18 protein-coding genes and 1 pseudogene are annotated in these 18,218 nt (G+C 75.4%); 5 read left to right on the plus strand and 14 right to left on the minus strand.

The window, feature by feature from the left end; all coding sequences use genetic code 11:
* Positions 1-41: 41 nt before the first annotated feature.
* From ACFQ80_RS13525 to ACFQ80_RS13540, 4 genes are all read right to left on the minus strand, one after another.
* Positions 42-1,946 (minus strand): rhamnogalacturonan lyase, encoded by a 1,905-nt coding sequence (locus tag ACFQ80_RS13525; protein WP_430564011.1) that lies wholly within the window; start codon positions 1,944-1,946, stop codon positions 42-44.
* A gap of 113 nt (positions 1,947-2,059) precedes the next feature.
* Complete coding sequence (locus tag ACFQ80_RS13530; RefSeq protein ID WP_430550159.1) at positions 2,060-2,389, minus strand: cupin; 330 nt, start codon at positions 2,387-2,389, stop codon at positions 2,060-2,062.
* A 77-nt stretch (positions 2,390-2,466) separates the two neighbouring features.
* Positions 2,467-3,006, minus strand: coding sequence for a hypothetical protein (locus tag ACFQ80_RS13535; RefSeq protein WP_430564012.1), 540 nt, complete (start codon positions 3,004-3,006; stop codon positions 2,467-2,469).
* 54 nt (positions 3,007-3,060) lie between these two features.
* Positions 3,061-3,885 carry an HAD hydrolase family protein gene (locus tag ACFQ80_RS13540; protein ID WP_430564013.1) on the minus strand — a complete coding sequence of 275 codons (825 nt, stop codon included), beginning with the start codon at positions 3,883-3,885 and terminating at the stop codon, positions 3,061-3,063.
* A gap of 85 nt (positions 3,886-3,970) precedes the next feature.
* On the opposite strand from ACFQ80_RS13540, the gene ACFQ80_RS13545 reads away from it, so the two are divergent.
* Entirely contained in the window at positions 3,971-4,609 is a 639-nt protein-coding gene (locus tag ACFQ80_RS13545; protein ID WP_430564014.1) for a maleylpyruvate isomerase family mycothiol-dependent enzyme, read from the plus strand.
* Here ACFQ80_RS13545 and ACFQ80_RS13550 read toward each other — a convergent pair.
* Entirely contained in the window at positions 4,606-5,034 is a 429-nt protein-coding gene (locus tag ACFQ80_RS13550) for a VOC family protein (protein WP_430550155.1), read from the minus strand. The genes ACFQ80_RS13545 and ACFQ80_RS13550 overlap by 4 nt on opposite strands.
* A 71-nt stretch (positions 5,035-5,105) precedes the next feature.
* Between ACFQ80_RS13550 and ACFQ80_RS13555 the strand changes: the two genes are divergently transcribed.
* Positions 5,106-5,693, plus strand: a complete 588-nt coding sequence (locus ACFQ80_RS13555) for a TetR/AcrR family transcriptional regulator (protein ID WP_430564015.1) — start codon at positions 5,106-5,108, stop codon at positions 5,691-5,693.
* Between the two features lie 24 nt (positions 5,694-5,717).
* Here ACFQ80_RS13555 and ACFQ80_RS13560 read toward each other — a convergent pair whose 3' ends face one another.
* From ACFQ80_RS13560 to ACFQ80_RS13570, 3 genes are all read right to left on the minus strand, one after another.
* Positions 5,718-7,334, minus strand: a complete 1,617-nt coding sequence (locus ACFQ80_RS13560; RefSeq protein ID WP_430550153.1) for a UxaA family hydrolase — start codon at positions 7,332-7,334, stop codon at positions 5,718-5,720.
* Complete coding sequence (locus ACFQ80_RS13565; protein WP_430564016.1) at positions 7,331-8,392, minus strand: LacI family DNA-binding transcriptional regulator; 1,062 nt, start codon at positions 8,390-8,392, stop codon at positions 7,331-7,333. The genes ACFQ80_RS13560 and ACFQ80_RS13565 overlap by 4 nt, the downstream gene beginning before the upstream one ends.
* Before the next feature lie 102 nt (positions 8,393-8,494).
* Positions 8,495-9,205 (minus strand): rhamnogalacturonan acetylesterase, encoded by a 711-nt coding sequence (locus ACFQ80_RS13570; protein WP_430564017.1) that lies wholly within the window; start codon positions 9,203-9,205, stop codon positions 8,495-8,497.
* Positions 9,206-9,370: 165 nt separating this feature from the next.
* Here ACFQ80_RS13570 and ACFQ80_RS13575 point away from each other — a divergent pair, with 165 nt between their 5' ends.
* Genes ACFQ80_RS13575 through pntB form a run of 3 tightly spaced genes read left to right on the plus strand, consistent with a single transcriptional unit; the run spans position 9,371 to position 12,809 of the window.
* Positions 9,371-9,817, plus strand: coding sequence for a pyridoxamine 5'-phosphate oxidase family protein (locus ACFQ80_RS13575; RefSeq protein WP_430550150.1), 447 nt, complete (start codon positions 9,371-9,373; stop codon positions 9,815-9,817).
* 11 nt (positions 9,818-9,828) lie between these two features.
* On the plus strand, positions 9,829-11,379 hold the full coding sequence (locus ACFQ80_RS13580; protein ID WP_430564018.1) for a Re/Si-specific NAD(P)(+) transhydrogenase subunit alpha: 1,551 nt from the start codon (positions 9,829-9,831) through the stop codon (positions 11,377-11,379).
* Positions 11,376-12,809: a Re/Si-specific NAD(P)(+) transhydrogenase subunit beta gene (gene pntB, locus ACFQ80_RS13585; RefSeq protein ID WP_430564019.1), complete on the plus strand. Its 1,434-nt coding sequence runs from the start codon at positions 11,376-11,378 to the stop codon at positions 12,807-12,809. The genes ACFQ80_RS13580 and pntB overlap by 4 nt, the downstream gene beginning before the upstream one ends.
* Positions 12,810-12,839: 30 nt before the next feature.
* Here the strand turns inward: pntB and mqo are convergent.
* From mqo to eis, 6 genes and pseudogenes are all read right to left on the minus strand, one after another.
* Positions 12,840-14,399 (minus strand): annotated as a pseudogene (gene mqo / locus ACFQ80_RS13590) (malate dehydrogenase (quinone)); the annotation flags it as partial.
* A gap of 108 nt (positions 14,400-14,507) precedes the next feature.
* Entirely contained in the window at positions 14,508-15,233 is a 726-nt protein-coding gene (locus tag ACFQ80_RS13595; protein WP_430564020.1) for a maleylpyruvate isomerase family mycothiol-dependent enzyme, read from the minus strand.
* The gene (locus ACFQ80_RS13600; RefSeq protein ID WP_430550146.1) at positions 15,230-15,913 is read right to left on the minus strand and encodes a pyridoxal 5'-phosphate synthase; all 684 of its coding nucleotides are present in this window, start codon (positions 15,911-15,913) and stop codon (positions 15,230-15,232) included. The genes ACFQ80_RS13595 and ACFQ80_RS13600 overlap by 4 nt, the downstream gene beginning before the upstream one ends.
* Positions 15,910-16,482, minus strand: coding sequence for a TetR/AcrR family transcriptional regulator (locus ACFQ80_RS13605; protein ID WP_430550145.1), 573 nt, complete (start codon positions 16,480-16,482; stop codon positions 15,910-15,912). The genes ACFQ80_RS13600 and ACFQ80_RS13605 overlap by 4 nt, the downstream gene beginning before the upstream one ends.
* 41 nt (positions 16,483-16,523) lie before the next feature.
* On the minus strand, positions 16,524-16,961 hold the full coding sequence (locus ACFQ80_RS13610; RefSeq protein ID WP_430564021.1) for a DUF2809 domain-containing protein: 438 nt from the start codon (positions 16,959-16,961) through the stop codon (positions 16,524-16,526).
* A 13-nt stretch (positions 16,962-16,974) separates the two neighbouring features.
* Positions 16,975-18,204 (minus strand): enhanced intracellular survival protein Eis, encoded by a 1,230-nt coding sequence (gene eis / locus ACFQ80_RS13615; protein ID WP_430564022.1) that lies wholly within the window; start codon positions 18,202-18,204, stop codon positions 16,975-16,977.
* Positions 18,205-18,218 lie beyond the last annotated feature (14 nt).

Below are 18,218 nucleotides of genomic sequence, written 5' to 3' on the forward strand. Positions count from 1 at the left end.
CGCCAGGGCTGAGGCCTGGCGCGGGCCGACCGGTCACCGCGTCAGTCCACCGTGGCGAAGCTGGGGTGCGGCGGCTGGTTGTACGCCGTGTTCTGCCACGCGACGGCCAGCCGGTACTGCCGGTCCTCCATGAGGGACGGGTGGGCGATGTCGGTCGGGATGTCCGTGGAGTAGATCCGCAGCGCGCTGGAGTCGGTCGTGCGGAAGACGACCTCCTCGCGCCAGTCGCCGAGGATGTCGGCCTGGAGCGCCGGCGTCGCCTTGGTGCCGTTGTTCGACGCGACCCCCTCGCCCGTGAGGAGGCGGGTGTCGCCGCTCGCGCCGTACTTGTCGATGTGGGTGTCGTCCAGCAGCTCGCGCTGCCCGTCGCCGTCCCACCAGATCACGAAGTTGGTGGAGCCGGGCTTACGACCCACCTCGGAGCCGTCCGTCGCGCTGCGCAGGCCGGAGACCTTGGACGACCACACCTCCGCCCCGGGGTTGTCGGCGGTGATGTCCGCGGCCACGCCGCGGCCGTTGTCGGAGCCGGCGGCCGGCGCGCTGGAGAGGATCCTGCCGGTGGCGGCGTCGGCCACCCAGTGCGCCGGGTCGCTGCCCGACTCCGAGGGCTTGAACACCTCGAGCCCGGGATTCGACGGCACCAGGTCGCTCACGTGGTACGCGTCGCCGTGGTGGGTGCCGTTCTGCCACAGCCCGTACCCGTTGTCGTCGATCGCCATCGAGCCGTAGAGGATCTCGTCGCGACCGTCGTCGTCCACGTCGGCGATCGACAGCTGGTGGTTGCCGCGGCCCGTCCAGTCGGGCCCGTTGGTCGACGAGCTCGAGTCGAACGTCCAGCGGCGGGTGAGCGCGCCGTCGCGGAAGTCCCACGCGGACACGGCGGTCTTGGCGTAGTAGCCGCGCCCCATGACGATGCTCGGCCGGGACCCGTCGAGGTAGGCGGTGCCCGCGAGGAAGCGGTCCACCCGGTTGCCGTACGTGTCGCCCCAGTCGCCGACGTTGCCGCGGGCGGGGCGGAAGTCGACGGTGTCGAGCTCGGCGCCGTCGGTGCCCCGGAAGACCGACAGGAACTCGGGGCCGCTGAGCACGTAGCCGCTCGAGTTGCGGTGGTCGGCGGAGGCGTCGCCGATCACCTGGCCCGTGCCGGAGACGGTGCCGTCGCCGGTCTTCACCGCGACCTCCGCGGCACCGTCGCCGTCGTAGTCGTACACCTGGAACTGCGTGTAGTGCGCCCCGGCGCGGATGTTGCGGCCGAGGTCGACGCGCCACAGCCGTTCGCCGTCGAGCTCGTACGCGTCGAGGTAGACGTTGCCCGTGACGCCGGACTGCGAGTTGTCCTTGGCGTTGCTCGGGTCCCACTTGAGGACGATCTCGTACTCGCCGTCGCCGTCGAGGTCGCCCACCGAGGCGTCGTTCGCGGAGTAGGTGTAGCCGCTGCCGGCGGGTGGGACGTCGAGCGGGACGTCGAGCGAGCTCGCCTGCGCGCCCGCCACGGGCGCGAGGGTCAGGGACTCGCCGGCGACCTGTCCGGCGGCTCCCTCGGCGGACGGGTCGTCGGACCGTGCGGCCGCGGCGCGCGCCGCTCCGTCGCCGACGGCGACCACGGCGTAGCGGGCGTCGGCGGGGGCGCCGCGGTCGAGGAACGACGTCGCGCCGGTGACGGCCGGCCCGGGCACCCGGACGCCGTCGCGGTAGACGTGGAACGCGGCGTCGTCACGGTCGGCCGTCAGGAGGCGCCAGCTCACGCGGTTGCCGTCGGCGGTGGGCGTGCTGATCACCGCCCGGCCGCCGGGGGACGCGTCGGCGGACGCGGTCGGCGTCGTGGGCGCCGCGGCGGACGGCGCGTCCCCGGCGGCGAGGGCGGGGGCGGCGAGGGCGAGCGCGCAGAGCGCTCCCGCCGCGGCGGTGAGGGTGGTGACTGCGGTCGTGCGGAGTGTCGGCAGCATCATTGCTCCGTTCCGGTTGAGACGATTCACACCGTTCGCGACCGAGGGTGCCAGAAACCGGTTGCTCGCGTCACCCCCGGGTCTCACCAGATGGGACGGGTGACGACGGGGCCTCAGGGCTTGGGGATGCTCGTGACCGTCGTGAGCAGGAAGACCGAGTCCTCGAGCGCGCTGACGGCGTGCCGCTCGTGCGTCAGCACCCGCAGCTGCCCGGCGCGCACCTCGTCGTCCCCGTCGAGCGCGGTCACGCGCACGCGCCCGTGCAGCACCAGGACGGACGCGGCCGGCGGGGAGTTGTGCTCGCCCAGCTCGATCCCCTCGACCAGCGCCAGGATCGTCTGTCGCAGCGGGCCGTCGTGCACGACGACCTCGGCGCTGCGTCCGTTCTCGGCCGCGCGGGCCTTGTCGAGGTGGGTCGTGGTGAGGTCGTCCAGGTCGGCCATCAGGGGCTCCGTCCGTCGGTCGGCACGCGGACCGCGTCGTCAGGGCCCGCCGACCTCACCGTACCCGGGGAGCGCGGTCAGCCGCCGCCCGTCCAGAGCACCTCGGCGATCATGTCGCCGGCCCCGTCGCCGCCGGCGAACAGGCTGATCAGGTGCTCTCCGGCCGGGCCCGACAACCGCACCCGCCACCAGCCGTCCCCGAGCTCTGCGGCCGAGGCCTCGACCGCGCCCTCGACGGTGCGGACCGCGTCCCCCTCGACCTCCGTCACCGTGAGCTCGACGTCACCGTCGAGGGGGACGTGCACGAACAGCTCGGTGGCGTCGCCCACCGCCGGCGGGTGCTCGTCGAACCCGTCGGCGCAGCCCTGGTCGGCGCAGAAGGTGAACGGGTGGAGCAGCAGCGCCCGGTCGCCGTACCGCACCTCGAACGGCCGCGGCTGCTCGATCCCCTCGGCGTCCGGGGGCCACAGTCCGTGCGTCGCCGTCGCGGTGGGGGACGGGACTCCCGACGGCGGCGCGCCGGGCGTCCCGCCCGGCGCGCACGCCACGAGCGCGCCCGTCAGCACGGCGGTGGCCAGTGCGACGAGCGCCAGGGTCCTCGGTGCAGTGCTCCTCATGTCCTTCCCGTGTCGCGACGGCACACGACCTTGCGGCGCGGGGCGGTGACGACCTCAGACGTGGGCGGTCGTGAGCCCCAGCCGGGCGAACGCCTCCGCGACGCCGCCGCGTGCCGGGCCCGGCACGACGAGGTCCGCCTCGGCGAGCACCGCCTGCGGCGCGCCCTCGACGGCGACGGCCGTGCCCGCGTACTGGAGCATCTCGACGTCGTTGTACCCGTCGCCGACGCCGACGGCCTGCGCGGCGGTGAGCCCCAGGTGCTCCATCACGGCGGCCATCCCGACGGCCTTGTGCACCCCGGCCAGGTGGATCTCCCCGGCGTTGTCGCCCGTGTCCGCGTAGGACGAGGGGAGGATGCCGACCTCGGGGCCGAGCTCGGCGCGCAGCGCCGCGATCGGCACGCGGGAGTCGAAGTAGCTGATCTTCGCGTACCGGACGCCCGCGAGGTCGCCGGGCATCCGCAGCACGTCGAGGATCTCGTGGGGTGCCGCGTCCCCGCGGACCGCGAGCCGGGCGTCGAGCCCGACGGGGCCGTACACGGCCTCCGGCGCCTCCAGCAGGTACGCGACGTCGTGGGCGTCGAGCACGTGCCGCACGCGCGTCGCGAGGTCGTCGGGGAAGCGGAGGTCGGCCACGACCTCGCCGTCGAGCCGGACGAACGCCCCCGCCGTCGCCACGACGCCGTCGAACCCTGCCGCGAGGAGCGACGGCGGCAGCATCGACTCCGGGCGGCCCGTGCACAGCAGCACCCGGTGGCCGGCGCGCCGTGCGGCGCGCACGGCCTCCTCGTGCGCGGGCGGCACCGTGCCGTGGTCCGCGTAGGTGCCGTCCACGTCCAGGAACGCCACGCGCGCCCCGTCACTCTTCGAACCCGACACGGGTGCAGTCCTCCAGGTCTTCGGCGTCGTCGTGGGCACCGTCGAGCCTAACCGCGGCGTGGGTGCCCCGTGGTTGGCTGGAGACGTGACGACGAGCACCGAGCGCGCCCGGACCTGGTCGATGATCCACGCGGAACGTGCGGCGCTCGCCGACGAGCTCGGAGGGCTCGACGACGCGGCGTGGGCCGCGCCGTCGCTGTGCGGGGAGTGGTCCGTGCAGGACGTCGTCGCCCACCTCACGGCGGGCGCGAGCACCGGCCGGTGGGCGTGGCTGCGCAGCATCGCCGGGGCGCGCTTCGACGCCGGCGTGCACAACGACCGCCGGCTGGCGGAGCACCGGGGGGCCACGCCGGCCGAGACCCTCGCACGGTTCCGTGCCGTCACGACCAGCACCGTCGCGCCGAGCGGGCACACGGCCGCGTGGCTGGGCGAGGTCGTGGTGCACGGCCAGGACGTGCGCACGCCGCTTGGCCTGCCGCGCACTCCGTCCCTCGCCGCGACCACCGCGGTGGCCCGCTTCTTCGTGGGCAGGGACTTCACCGTCCCGGGCCGGTCCGTGGCGCGCGGGCTGCGGCTCGAGGCGACCGACGGGCCGTTCGCGCACGGCGACGGACCGGTGGTCCGCGGCACCACCCTGGCGCTCGTGATGGCGCTGGCGGGCCGGCCGGCGTTCTGCGACCAGCTGACGGGCGAGGGGTTGCCGCGGGTGCGCGAGCGGGTCTAGGCGCCCGGGTCCTCGGCGCCCGCCCCGGCGTAGAGGGCGGCGAACTCCCCCGAGGGCGGGATCGGGGTGACGACGTCGACGAGCGCGCCGTCGGGCCCGGCCACGATGAAGTGCCGCTGGCCGAACTCCTCGTCGCGCAGCGGCAGCAGCACGTCGTGCCCGCCCGTCGCGAGGACGCGGGCGTGCACGGCGTCGACGTCGTCCACCTCGACGGTGACGAGCACGCCCGCCGCTCGCGTGCCGCGGGCCCGCTCGGGGACGGTCCCGTGGTCCGCGTCGACGACGGCGAGCTCCGCAGCGCCGGAGCGCAGGCTGACGTACCAGTCCGAGGAGAACGTCGGGGTCATCCCCAGCAGGTCGGCGTAGAAGCGCGCGGCGCTCGGGACGTCCGAGACGGCGAGGACGGGGTACAGGCTGGTGATCATGACGACTCCCGGGGCAGATACATTCGGCGTGTACGTATATATACATTCACGGTGTCGGTAACCTGTCAACCATGCCGAGGAGATCCAGGGCCGAGAGCGAGGCGACGGCGGCCTCGATCCTCGCCGCCGCGCGCGGGCTGTACGCGGAGCGGGGGTACGCCGCCGTGGCCGTCGAGGAGGTCGCCGCCGCGTGCGGCGTCACCCGCGGCGCCGTCTACCACCACTACGGCAGCCGCGCCGGGCTGTTCGCCGCCGTGCACGCGGACGTGACCCGCGGCGTCGGCGCCGAGATCGAGCGCGCGACCGACGGTCTGAGCGACCCGTGGGAGAGCCTCGAGGCGGGCTGCCGCGCGTTCCTCGCGGCGGTCGTCGCCGACGACGCGCGGCAGGTCGTGCTGGTCGACGGGCCCGCCGTGCTCGGGTGGGCGCGCTGGCGCGAGGACGACGCCGCCAGCTCGGGACGGCTGCTGGACGAGGTGCTCGGCGAGCTCGCGGACGCCGGCCGCGTGCGCGCCCCCGAGGTCCCCGCCACGTCGGCCCTGCTGTCCGGGGCCATGAACGAGGCGGCCCTGTGGGTGGCCGCCTCGCCCGACCGCGACCGCGCCCTCGACCAGGCGTGGGCGGCGCTGCGCCGCCTGCTGCGGGGGATCGAGGCCTGAGGGATCGGGACGGTCAGCGCCGCGTCACGTGACCGCGCCGAGCTGCCAGGGCACGAACTCGTCGGCCCCCAGGTCGAGCTCCTCCGAGACGGTCTGCTCGCCGGACGCGACGGCGAGGATCTTCTCGAACAGCTCCTCGCCCACCTCCTCGACGGTCAGCCCGGTCTCGACGATCCGGCCGGCGTCGAGGTCCATGTCCTCGCTCATGCGGCGGTAGGTGTCGGAGTTGGTCGCGACCTTGATCGACGGGGACGGCTTGCAGCCCAGCACCGACCCCCGGCCGGTCGTGAAGACGACGACGTTCGCGCCGCCCGCGACGATGCCGGTCACGGACACCGGGTCGTACCCGGGGGTGTCCATGAAGGTCATGCCGCGCTCGGTGACGGGTTCGGCGTACTCGTGCACGGCGACGAGGTCGGCGGTGCCGGCCTTGGCGACCGCGCCGAGCGACTTCTCGAGGATGGTCGTCAGTCCGCCCGCCTTGTTGCCGGGCGACGGGTTGTTGTCGAGGGTGCCGCCCCCGGCCGCCGCGTAGCCCTGCCACCAGTCGAGGCGGTCGAGCAGCCGCTGGCCCACCTCGCGCGAGACTGCGCGGCGCAGCAGCAGGTGCTCCGCGCCGAACACCTCGGGCGTCTCGGCGAGGATCGACGTGCCGCCCTGCGCGACGAGCAGGTCGGAGGCGTGGCCGAGCGCCGGGTTGGCCGTGATCCCGGAGAAGCCGTCGGAGCCGCCGCAGTTGAGCCCCAGCACCAGCTCCGAGGCCGGTGCCTCCTCGCGCCGCAGCGCGTCGATCGTGGGCAGCATCTCGGTGACGGCGGCGACTCCGGCGCGCACGGTGGCACGGATGCCGCCGGTGTCCTGGATCGTCAGCGTGCGCACGGGCAGGTCCGCGCGCAGCTCCAGACCGTCGAGCACGGAGGCGGCGGGCAGCATCTCGCACCCGAGCCCGACGACCAGCAGCCCGGCCATGTTCGCGTGCGACGCGTACCCGCGCAGCGTGCGCAGGGTGACCTGCGCGCCCTCCGACGTCGGGACCAGGCCGCAGCCGGTGTCGTGCGTGAGCGCGACGACGCCGTCGACGTGGGGATAGGCGTCGAGCACCGGACCGCGGAACTGGTCCGCGATCATCCGGGCGGTCGAGGCCGAGCAGTTCACCGACGTGAGGATGCCGACGTAGTTGCGGGTGCCCCAGCGGCCGTCCGAGCGGCGGTAGCCCTGGAACGTGCGGCGCGTCGTGGGCTCGGGGAGCGTGGTGCGCGCCGTGCCGAACTCGTACTCGCGGGCGCCGTCGTCCATGCCCAGGTTGTGCGTGTGCACGTGGTCGCCCGGCGCGACGTCCTTCTTCGCCCGACCGATGGACTGGCCGTACTTGCGCACCTCCGTGCCCGCCGCGACGGGGCGGACGGCGAGCTTGTGGCCCCGCGGCAGGGTCGAGCGGGTGGTCGCCTCGGCGCCGTCGGGCAGGCGCACGGTGGTGCCGGCGGGCACCTGGCGCGTCGTGACGGCGACGTCGTCGGCCGGGCGCAGCAGCAGCGCGACGTCGGCGAGGTCGACGACACCGGGCAGGGGCGGCTCGGCCGTCGCGCCGGGCGCGGGGGTGGCCGCGAGCGGCAGCAGCGGGTGGTGCGGGGCGGTGCTCATCGGATCGCGACCTCGGGATCTGTGGTGGAGGGGAGGGGGGCAGCCGTGCCAGGGGGGACGTGGGTGACGGATGTCGCCGGCGCGGTGGACGCGCGCACCACGAGCTCGACGGGCAGGCGGCGGTGCTCGGGCACGACCCGTTCCGTCGGCACCCTGCCGCCGGCCAGCAGGTCGACCGCGACCCGTCCGGCGCGGGCCAGGGGCACGGCGACGGTGGTCAGGGCGGGCGTCACGAGCGACGCGGCGGCGACGTCGTCGAACCCGACGACCGACACGTCGGCGGGCGTGGCCACCCCGCGCGCGTGCAGCCGGGCCAGGACGCCCAGCGCGACGAGGTCGTTGAAGCACAGCACCGCCGTGGCGCCGGCGGCGAGCGCGAGGTCCGCGGCCTGGACACCGCCCCCGTGCGTGGGCCGGAAGCTGCCGAGGTCGAGCACCGCGTCGCCGGGCGTGCCCGTCGAGAGCGTGGCGAGCGCCGTCCGGCGCTCGGCGTCCGACCACGAGGTGCGCGGGCCGCCGGCGTAGGCGACGACGTCGTGCCCGAGCGCGCGCAGGTGGTCCACCGCCTGGCGCACCCCGTCGGCGATGTCGAAGGAGACCGAGGGGGTGTCGGGCGCCTCGCGGTTGACGAGCGCGACCGGCCCGCCCGCCGACGCCAGGAGCGGGCCGAGGCGGTCGTGCGGCAGGCGGGGGGAGCAGAGCACGAGGCCGTCCACCCGGTCGCCGAGCCGGGTGATGACGTCGGGCTCGACGGTGACGTCCTCGTCGGTGTCGGCGACGAGGACCTCGCGGCCCGTCTCCCGCGCCCGCGCCTGCACGCCCTTGGCGACCGCGGCGAAGAACGGGTTGGCGAGGTCCGGCACGACCAGGCCGACCGTGCCGGTGCTCCCGGTGGTCAGCGCGCGGGCCGCGGGGTGGGGCCGGTAGCCGAGCGACTCCGCGGCCCGGGCCACCTGTGCGCGGTTGGTCGCCGACACGTGGGGTGCGTCGCTCATCGCGCGCGAGGCGGTGGCGAGCGAGACGCCTGCGGCGCGCGCGACGTCGCGGAGCGTGACCACGCGGACCTCCCTGCACGCCGTCGACGGTGGAGCACGGGCTGGAACCGGTTCCAGTCCGTTCCACAGCCTACCTGCTGCCCGACCCTCCGGGTACCCGCGGGGTCAGGCCGGCTCGTCGTCGTGCCAGCGGAACCAGGCGTCGGGCACGTCCTCGTCCAGCCGGCGCACCTCGCCGGCGGCGAGCACGCCCGCGGTGAGGAGGCCGGTGGCGACGAGCCGGGCGACGGCCCCCGCTCCCGGCGGGTTGAAGTGCGTGTCGTCGCGGCGCCCGTCGTCGGCGTGGAAGAAGTAGTGCAGCGTGCGCTCGGGCCCGAGGTCGTGCCACAGCGCGAGCGAGTCGCGCTGGACGTCCACGAGCGGCACGTCCTCGCGCGCGGCGAGGGCGCGCATCGCGTCGGGGTACTCGCCGTGGGCGGGCACCGCGCGGCCCGCGTCGTCGAAACGGCGCCGCTCGACCGACGTCGCGAGCACGGGCCGCGCGCCCGCGGCGCGCGCGACGTCGACGAACCGGGCGAGGTGATCGGTGTAGGACGTCCACGGCTCGGTGTGCCGCTCGGGGTCCTCGACCTTCGCGTCGTTGTGGCCGAACTGGATCACCAGGACGTCGCCCGCCCGCAGGTCGCGGGCCACGGCGTCGAGCCGCCCCTGGGTGACGAAGCTGCGGGTGCTGCGGCCGTTGCGCGCGTGGTTGGCGACGGCGACGGCGTCGTCGAGGTAGTACGGCAGGGCCATCCCCCAGCCGGTCTCGGGGGCGGCGGCACGGCTCTTCGGGCCGGCGGTGGAGTCGCCGGCGAGGTGGACGGTGCGGGGCATGCGGGTCCTCCGGGGTGGGCTGGGGCGGAGCGGGCAAGCGCTTGCCGGTCACCCTAGCGGCGGCACGGACGACAAGACCGCGTGCATCCGCGCACGTCCAGGGCGTAGCGTCGGCGCCGAGCGACCGCAAGTGCCGTGCGTCACGAAGTCCGCGAGGAGTCAACGATGCCCCGTCCGCCGTTCCCGGCCCCCGTGCTCGACCTGCTGCGCCGCCCCCAGCCCGCCGTGATCGGCGTCGTCCGGCCCGACGGCAGCCCCGTCACCGCGGCGACGTGGTACCTGCTCGAGGAGGACGGCGCGGACGGCTGGCACGTGCTGGTGAACCTCGACGCGACGCGCAAGCGGGTGCAGCACCTGCACGCGAACCCGCACGTGAGCCTCACCGTGCTGGACGACGACTGGTACACGCACGCCACGCTGCTCGGCCGCGTCACCGCGTGGCGCGACGACGTCGACCTCGCCGACACCGACCGCATCGCGCGCCACTACACCGGCGACCCGTACAAGGTGCGCGACCGTGCCCGCGTGACCGCCGTCGTCGAGGTCGACCGCTGGACGGCGTGGGGCAGCCTGCGCGGCGCTCTCGACACCTCGTCGGACACCGCCCGCTGAGGGAGACGGCCATGCGTATCGGTGCTCCTCGCGCGACCGGCGCGGACCCGCGCCTCGTCGCCGTCACCCCGGACGCCGCCCGCCGCCTCGTCGGCCTCGGGCACGACGTCGTGGTCGAGCCCGGGGTCGGGGACGGCGCGCGCCTGCCCGCGCACGACTACGTCGCGGCGGGCGCCCGCGTCGCCGACCGGGCCGACGTGTGGTCGGCCGACGTCGTGGTCACCCTGCACCCGCCGGGCCTCGCGGAGCTCGACCTGATGCGGCCGGGCGCGACGCTCGTCGCCCAGCTCGCGCCCGCGGCGAGCCCCGACCTGCTGGACGCGATCGCCGCGCGCGGCGTGACCGCGCTGGCCCTCGACGCGGTGCCTCGGATCTCGCGCGCGCAGGCCCTCGACGTGCTGTCGGCGCTGTCCAACGTGGCCGGGTACCGCGCGGTGGTCGAGGCGGCCGAGGAGTTCGGCGGCATGTTCGCCGGCCAGGTGACGGCCGCGGGCAGCACCCCGCCCGCGCGGGTGTTCGTCATCGGCGCCGGCGTGGCGGGGCTGGCGGCGATCGGCACCGCCGTGAGCCTGGGCGCCGAGGTGCACGCCTTCGACGTGCGGCCCGAGGCGGCCGAGCAGATCGAGTCGCTCGGCGCCCGCGTCGTGCGCGCGGACGACGCCGTCCAGCAGGTCAGCGCCGACGGGTACGCGAGCGCGCAGAGCGCCGACCAGGAGGCGGCCGCCCTGCGCGCGTACGCGGAGCAGTCCGCGCAGGCGGACGTCGTCGTCACGACCGCCCTCGTGCGCGGCACGGCGCCGACGACGATCACGCGCGCGATGCTCGACGCGATGCGCCCCGGGTCGGTGGTCGTGGACCTGGCCGCGCCCGGCGGCGGCAACTGCGAGGCGACGGTGCCGGGGCAGCGGGTGGTCACCGGCCGCGGCGTCGTCGTGCTCGGGTACACCGACCTGGCCGCGCGCCTGCCGCAGCACAGCTCGCGGCTGCTCGGCACCGTGGTGGTCAACCTGCTCACGCTCCTGACGCCGGGCAAGGACGGGCGCCTCGTCCTCGACCTCGACGACCCCGTGGTCCGCGGGATGACCGTGACGCACGAGGGCCAGGTGACCTGGCCGCCCCCGCCCGTCGCGGTGTCCGCGGCACCCCCGCCCGCCCCGACGCCCGCACCACCCGAGCCGGCCGCCGTCGACCCCGGGGCGGAGCGTCGTCGCCGTGCGACGCGCCGCACGGTGCTGGGCGCCCTCGGCGCCGTCGCCGCGGGCCTGCTGATCGCCGCCTCGCCGCCGGACGCCGTCGGGCACTACACGGTGTTCGCGCTCGCGGTGGTGGTCGGCTTCTACGTGATCTCGAACGTCACGCACGCCCTGCACACGCCGCTCATGGCCCAGACCAACGCGATCAGCGGCATCATCATGGTCGGCGCGCTGCTGCAGATCGGCGACTCCTCGCCCCTGGTCACGACGCTCGCCGTCGTGGCCGCGGCGCTCGCGAGCGTCAACGTGTTCGGCGGGTTCCTCGTGACGAACCGGATGCTGGGCATGTTCCGGCGGGAGGCGCCATGACGGTGACGTCGGTCGCGCAGGCCGCGTACGTGATCGCGGCGCTGCTGTTCGTGCTGTCGCTGGCGGGGCTGTCGGCGCAGGAGTCCGCGCGGCGCGGCACGGTGCTCGGGATGCTCGGCATGGGGCTCGCGATCGTCGCCACCGTCGCGCTGGCGCTCGACCGGTCGCAGCGCCCGTGGCCCGTGACGGCCGGCCTGATCCTGCTGGTGCTGGTCGTGGGCGCGGCCGTGGGGTCGTGGCGGGCCCGGCGCGTCGAGATGACGCAGATGCCGGAGCTCATCGCGCTGCTGCACTCGTTCGTCGGGCTGTCGGCCGTGCTGGTCGGCTACGGCTCGTTCCTCGCCGAGCCCGCGGGTGCGGCGGCCGCGGGCGGCGACACCGTGCACCGCGTCGAGGTGTTCCTCGGCGTGCTCATCGGCGCGGTGACGTTCACGGGGTCGGTCGTGGCGTTCGGCAAGCTGTCGGGGCGGCTGCCCTCGGCGCCGCTCACGCTGCCCGGGCGGCACGCGCTCAACCTGCTGGCGCTGGTCGCGTCCGCCGGCCTGCTGGCCTGGTTCGTCACCGCCGACGACGTCGGGTCCGCGCTCCTGCCCCTGCTGCTCATGACGCTCGTCGCGTTCGCGCTCGGGTGGCACCTCGTCGCCGCGATCGGCGGCGGGGACATGCCGGTCGTGGTGTCGATGCTCAACTCGTACTCCGGCTGGGCCGCCGCGGCCGCCGGGTTCACCCTCGGCAACGACCTGCTCATCGTCACCGGCGCCCTGGTCGGGGCCTCCGGCGCGATCCTCAGCTACCTCATGTGCCGGGCGATGAACCGGTCGTTCTGGTCCGTCGTGCTCGGCGGCTTCGGCGCGGGCGCTCCTGGCGAAACGACGGGCGGCCCCGGTGGCGGCACGCAGGAGGCGGGGGAGGTACGCGGGACGTCGCCCGACGAGGTGGCCGCGCTGCTCACCGCGGCGCGGTCGGTCGTCGTCGTGCCCGGGTACGGGATGGCGGTGGCCAAGGCGCAGCACCCGGTGGCGGACCTCGCCGAGCGGCTGCGGGCGCGCGGCGTGACCGTCCGGTTCGGCGTGCACCCCGTGGCGGGGCGGCTGCCCGGCCACATGAACGTGCTGCTGGCGGAGGCGCGCGTGCCCTACGACGTCGTGCTCGAGATGGACGAGGTCAACCCGGACCTGCCCGGCACCGACGTCGTGCTCGTCATCGGCGCCAACGACACCGTGAACCCGGCGGCGCAGGACGACCCGTCGTCACCCATCGCGGGCATGCCCGTCATCGAGGCGTGGAAGGCGCGCGACGTCGTGGTCTTCAAGCGGTCGCTCGCGACCGGCTACGCGGGCGTGCAGAACCCGCTGTTCTTCCGGGAGAACACCCGGATGCTCTTCGGCGACGCCAGGGAGCAGGTGGACAAGATCGTCCAGGCTCTCTGACGCCGCCGAGGAGGGGGAGCGCTCAGGCGCTCAGAGGCGGGAGTCCGCCTGCGACTCGTAGACCGCCGCGTCCAGGACGCCGTCGGCGTGCAGGTACGACGGCGAGTCGGGGACCGGCGTCGCGTCGATCGTGCTGGCGTCGGCGGGCACGCCGTCCAGGCTGGGCATGACCGAGGCGAGCTCGGGGCGCCACTTGGTGAACCGGAACGGGAAGCACCGCTCGAGCAGGTCGACCATCGCGGAGGCCGCGGTCGAGGCGCCCGGCGAGGCGCCCAGCAGGCCGGCGATGGAGCCCTCGGCGCCCGTGACGATCTCGGTGCCGAACTGGAGCACGCCCTTGCCGTCGGCGTCGCGCTTGATGACCTGCACGCGCTGCCCCGCCGTCAGCTTCTCCCAGTCCTTGGGGTGAGCGGTCGGCATGAACTGCTGGAGCGCCTGGAACTTCGTCTCGGGCGCGGCCAGGAGCTGGCCGACGAGGTACTGCGTGAGGTCGAGGTTCTTGAGGCCGGCGCCGAGCATCGACGTCACGTTGTTGGCGCGCAGCGACGTGATCAGGCCCAGGTACTTGCCCTTCTTGAGGTACTTGGGGCTGAAGCCGGCGTAGGGGCCGAACATGAGGTACGTCTTGCCGTCGACCACGCGGGTGTCGAGGTGGGGCACGGACATCGGCGGGGCGCCGACGTCGGCCTTGCCGTAGACCTTCGCCTGGTGCTGCGCGACGAGCTCCGGGTCGTCCGTGCGCAGGAACTCGCCGGAGATGGGGAAGCCGCCGAAGCCCTTGATCTCGGGGATGCCGGCCGACTGGAGCAGGGGGAGCGCGCCGCCGCCGGCGCCGACGAAGACGAACTTCGCGGTGACGGTGCTGGTGCGGTTCCGCGCGTTCCACGAGCGGTCCTTGACGCGCAGGCGCCAGCGGCCGTCCTTGGTGCGCTTGAGGCTCTTCACCTCGTGCTGGAGCTTGAGCTCGGCGCCGTTCGCGACGAGCCCGTCGACGAGCTGGCGGGTGAGGTTGCCGAAGTCGACGTCGGTGCCCGAGGTCGCGCGGGTCGCGGCGATCGGCTCGTCGGCGTCGCGGTCGGTGGTGAGCAGCGGCGCCCAGCGGCCGATGGTGGCGCGGTCGGTGCTGTACTCGAGGTCGCGGAACAGGGGATGCACGTGCAGCGTCTCGTAGCGGCGGCGCAGGTAGTCCACGTTCTTCTCGCCGCGCACGAACGTCATGTGGGGGGTCTTGCTGAGGAACGAGTCGTCCTTGATGCGGCCCGTGGCGAGCAGGTGCTGCCACAGCTCGCGCGAGATCTCGAACTGCTCGTTGATCGCCACCGCCTTGGTGATGTCGATCGAGCCGTCCTTGCGCTCGGGCGTGTAGTTGAGCTCGCAGAGCGCGGCGTGCCCCGTGCCCGCGTTGTTCCACGGGTTGGAGGACTCCTGCGCCACGTCGTCCAGGCGCTCGTAGATCCGGATGGACCACGACGGCTCGAGCTGCTGGAGCAGCGTGCCGAGCGTGGCGCTCATGATTCCGCCGCCGATGAGGACGACGTCGACGTCGGCCCCTGTGGGGGCCCCAGCAGTCGTAGCACTCGAAGTCACCGGGTCACCATACGCCGCGCGTGAAAACTGTCACAAAGAATGAGAGCAACCTCACACGAGCCTCTGACCTGCAGTGACGTGGGTCACACCCGTGGCGGGCGCCGCCGCAGGTCAGGGCTTCGGGGTCGCCGACGACGGCCACGGGCCGAGGTCGGGCAGCGGCACGGCGGCGCCGTCCCGGAGCGCTGAGACGGGGCCTGAGGGGGTGCGCCCGGCGAGCCACGCGGCGACGTCGCGCGGGTCGCCGGCGAGCTCCAGCCCCGCGCCGTCGGCGCCCTCGGGCTCCGGCAGGCGCACGGCGAGGAAGTCGCGCAGGTGCGCGCAGAACGCGTCGTCCCAGGAGCCGTACCCCACCGCCGCGCCGAAGCCGGCGGTCGCGTCGACCGCGTGGATGCGGGCCTCGCGCCACCAGGCGAGCAGCGCGTCCGCGAGGACGCCGTCCCGGTACGCCACGGGTGCGGCCCACAGTGCGTCGTCCGGCGCGGGCCAGGCCGCCAGGAGCCGGGCCCGTGCCACCTCCAGCGCGGCCGCGTGCTCCGCGGCGCTGCGCCCGGCGCCCGCCTCGATGTCGGCGTTCCGCCCGGCCGGACCCCCGTCGTACGGGGCGACCGTCTCGCCGCGCGCGGCGTACTCCGCCTGGCGTGCGAGGGCGGCGGCCACGTTCGTCACGTGCGACAGCACGTGCCCGCGGGTCCACCCGTCGAGGGGGGACGGGTCGGCGCCCGCGCCCTCCGGCAGGCCGCGCACGACGTCGATCAGGGCGGCGAGGGCGGCGTCGGCGTCGGCGAGGGCGTGCGCGAGGTCGGGGGTGCGCGCGTCGGTGTCGGTGGGGCTCACGGCCACAACAGCTCCTTGGTCCAGGCGGTCTCGGTGCGGGCTGGCGGCGCGTCGGTGCGGTAGCGGAGGCGGGACTGGCCCTTGTCGTCGCTGGCCGCCCAGAACTCGACGGTGACGGGGGCGAGCACCCAGGCGGTCCACGCCGGGGCGACGGCGTCGGGGTGCTCGCGCGCCTCGTCCAGGCGGCCCGCGAAGGCGTCCCAGTACTCCTGCCGGGAGCCGAGCGCCTCGCTCTGGTGGCCGACGAGCCCGGCGGCGCGCGAGCCGTCCGGGCGGGCGCGGAAGTCCGAGGCTCCGGCGTCGGGCCCGGCGGAGGAGGCGCGCCCGCTGACGCGGACCTGCCGGCCGAGGTCGCGCCAGAAGACGGTGAGCGCCGCGTGCGGGTTCTCCCCCAGGTCGCGGCCCTTGGGGCTCGTCGCGTGCCCCGCGAACCACCAGCCGTCGGCGGTGACGTCCTTGATCACCAGGGTGCGCGCGTGCACGCGGCCCGCGGCGTCCGCCGTCGAGAGGGTCGCCGCGTGCGGGGCGCCGACGCCGGCGGCGAGCGCGTCGTCGAACCACTGCGCGAACAGCTCCTGCGGCGTGGCCGGGGCGGTGGTGAGGTCGTCCAGGTCGACGCCGAACGGCGGCAGGCCGGGCGGGAAGGTCGGCAGGGCGCGCAGGCGCTCGCGGAAGGTCACGCGGTCTCCTTCGTGTTCTCCGGGGTGAGGATCGAGACGAAGCCGCGCACGGCGGCTCGCATCGCGTCGGGGTCGCCGGTGGCGCGGGCGAGCACGTAGCCGCCCTGCACGATCGCGACGGCGGCGTGCGCACGGTCGCGGGCGGTGTCGTCCGGCAGTCCGGTCTCGCGCAGGGTCGTGGCGACGACGTCGAGCAGGCGGACGAAGTAGGCGGTGACGACGTCGCGCAGTCCGTCGTCGTCCATGACGGCCTGGTCGCTGGTGAGGCGGCCGACCTTGCAGCCCGCGAGCGCGTCGCGGGGGCGCTCGAGGTACGCGACGACGCGGTCCAGGGCCGGCGTCGTGCCCTCCAGGTCGCGGCGCGCCGCGGTGAGCGCGGCCTCGACGGTGGCGCCGACGGCGGCCGCGGCGAGGTCGTGCTTCGTGGGGAAGTGGTGGTAGAGGCTGCCCTGCCCCACCCCGCTGGCGGCCAGGACCTGGCGAGGGCTGGTGGCGCCCACGCCCTGGGCGGCGAACATCTCCTGCGCGGCGGCGACGAGCCGGTCGCGCGCATCGGTCGGCGTGCTCATGCCGCCACCATACCTACCTCTAGGTATGGTGGCTACCCCTGTCACTCCGTCCCCGCGCGCCGGCCCCGGGAGACGGCGCGCGCGACGGCGACGCCCGCGACCGCGCCGAGGACCGCGCCCGCCGCGCACCAGAGCAGGCCCGCCGGGGAGAAGGCGGTGCCGAGCACCGGTGCCAGGGGCGGCCACCGCTCGGCGAGGGCCTGCGGCAGCGACGTCAGCCGCAGCAGCTCGACCGCCGCGCAGAGCGCGAACCCGACCAGCCCGGCCGTGAGCGTCCGCGCCCGCGGGCGCACGACCAGGACGAGGACCGCGACGAGGGCCGCCGCCAGGACGTCACCGAGGGGGCCGCCGACCGGCTCGGGCAGCCGGTGCTCGGCCAGGCGCCCGAGTCGCGCGACGACGAGCGCGAGCAGGAGCAGCGCGAGCCGGGGCGCCAGCGCGCGGGTCACGGCGGCGGGGGAGCGGGCGGGGCCGGGCATCCGGGGCCGGGCCTCAGAAGTAGTCGCGCACGTGCACCTGGCGGCCGCCCCACAGGGCGTCCCAGACGGCGTCGTGCGCGGCGGGCCCCGACGCGCCGCCCGCGAGCCGGGCGTTCACCGTCGACTGCGCGCCCGCCCACGTCGCGGCCAGCCCGGCGGACGTGAACGTGAGGCGGTCGCCCGGGGCGGCGTCGTCGTCGGGCGTGACGCGCACCGCGCCGTCGGCGGCCTCGAGGGTCCACGCGCCCTCGAGGTCCGGCGTCCGCGGGTCGACGACGGCGAACGGCACGCGGGCCGGCACCGGCGCCACCCGGGCGGCGCCGAGTGCGCCGGGCACGTCGAGCAGGCGCAGCATGTACGGGCGAGGCGCCGAGGTCGCCGCGTGGTCGGGCAGCACCAGGCGCGAGACGTCGACCCCCGACCAGCCGCCCGACGTGCCGACCTGCACCCAGCCCGCGACGGACGCGAACGAGGCGAGCACCCGCCACAGGACGCGGGCCGCGTCGGGGGTGAGCGCGACCAGGTCGTCGACCTCGATGGTGTTGGTGCGGTCGTAGCCCGGGCCGCGCGACCAGCTCGCGAAGCCGAGCACCTCCTCGGCCGCCCCCGTGCCGCGCACGGCGAGGCTGACGCCCGTGTAGTCGGCGTCGGGGCCCAGCATGTCGTCGGCCTCCATCGTGAACGGGGTCTCGGCACGGGAGAGCGGGCCGTTCTGCGCGGAGGCCCACGCCTCGTACACCCGCCGGACGGCGGGGACGTCGGCAGCGGTGGCCCGCCGGGCACGCACGTCCTCGGCGGGCCGGGGCACGGCCGCGAGGGCCGCCATCGGGATCCGCACGTCCGCGAACGCGCCCACCACCTCGTAGCCCAGCCCGCGGTAGATGCCCGCCGACGACGGGTACAGCGTCGAGACGACGTCACCCAGGTCACGGGCCTCCGCGAGCGCGGCCTCCATCAGCGGGCGGAGCAGGCCGGAGCCCCGGCGCTCGGCGGCGACGGTGACACCGGCGAAGCCCGCGGTCGGCAGCCGGACGCCGTGGAACCAGGACGTGAACGACCGGACGCCCAGCCCCGCGACCACCTCGCCGTCGTCGGTCGCGACCCAGGGCCGGATGTTCGGCAGCGGCCAGGCCGCCGGGTCGGGATCGGGTGCGGGCGTGGACGGGACGCCGAAGGCCTCGGCGCCGAGGCGCCGCGATGCGGGGACGTCGGTGATGGCGGTGCGCCGGAACTCGAGGGTCACGCCGGCGACGCTAG

It is taken from the genome of Isoptericola sp. NPDC056578 (assembly GCF_042793275.1).
In the GTDB taxonomy this organism is placed as follows: domain Bacteria; phylum Actinomycetota; class Actinomycetes; order Actinomycetales; family Cellulomonadaceae; genus Isoptericola.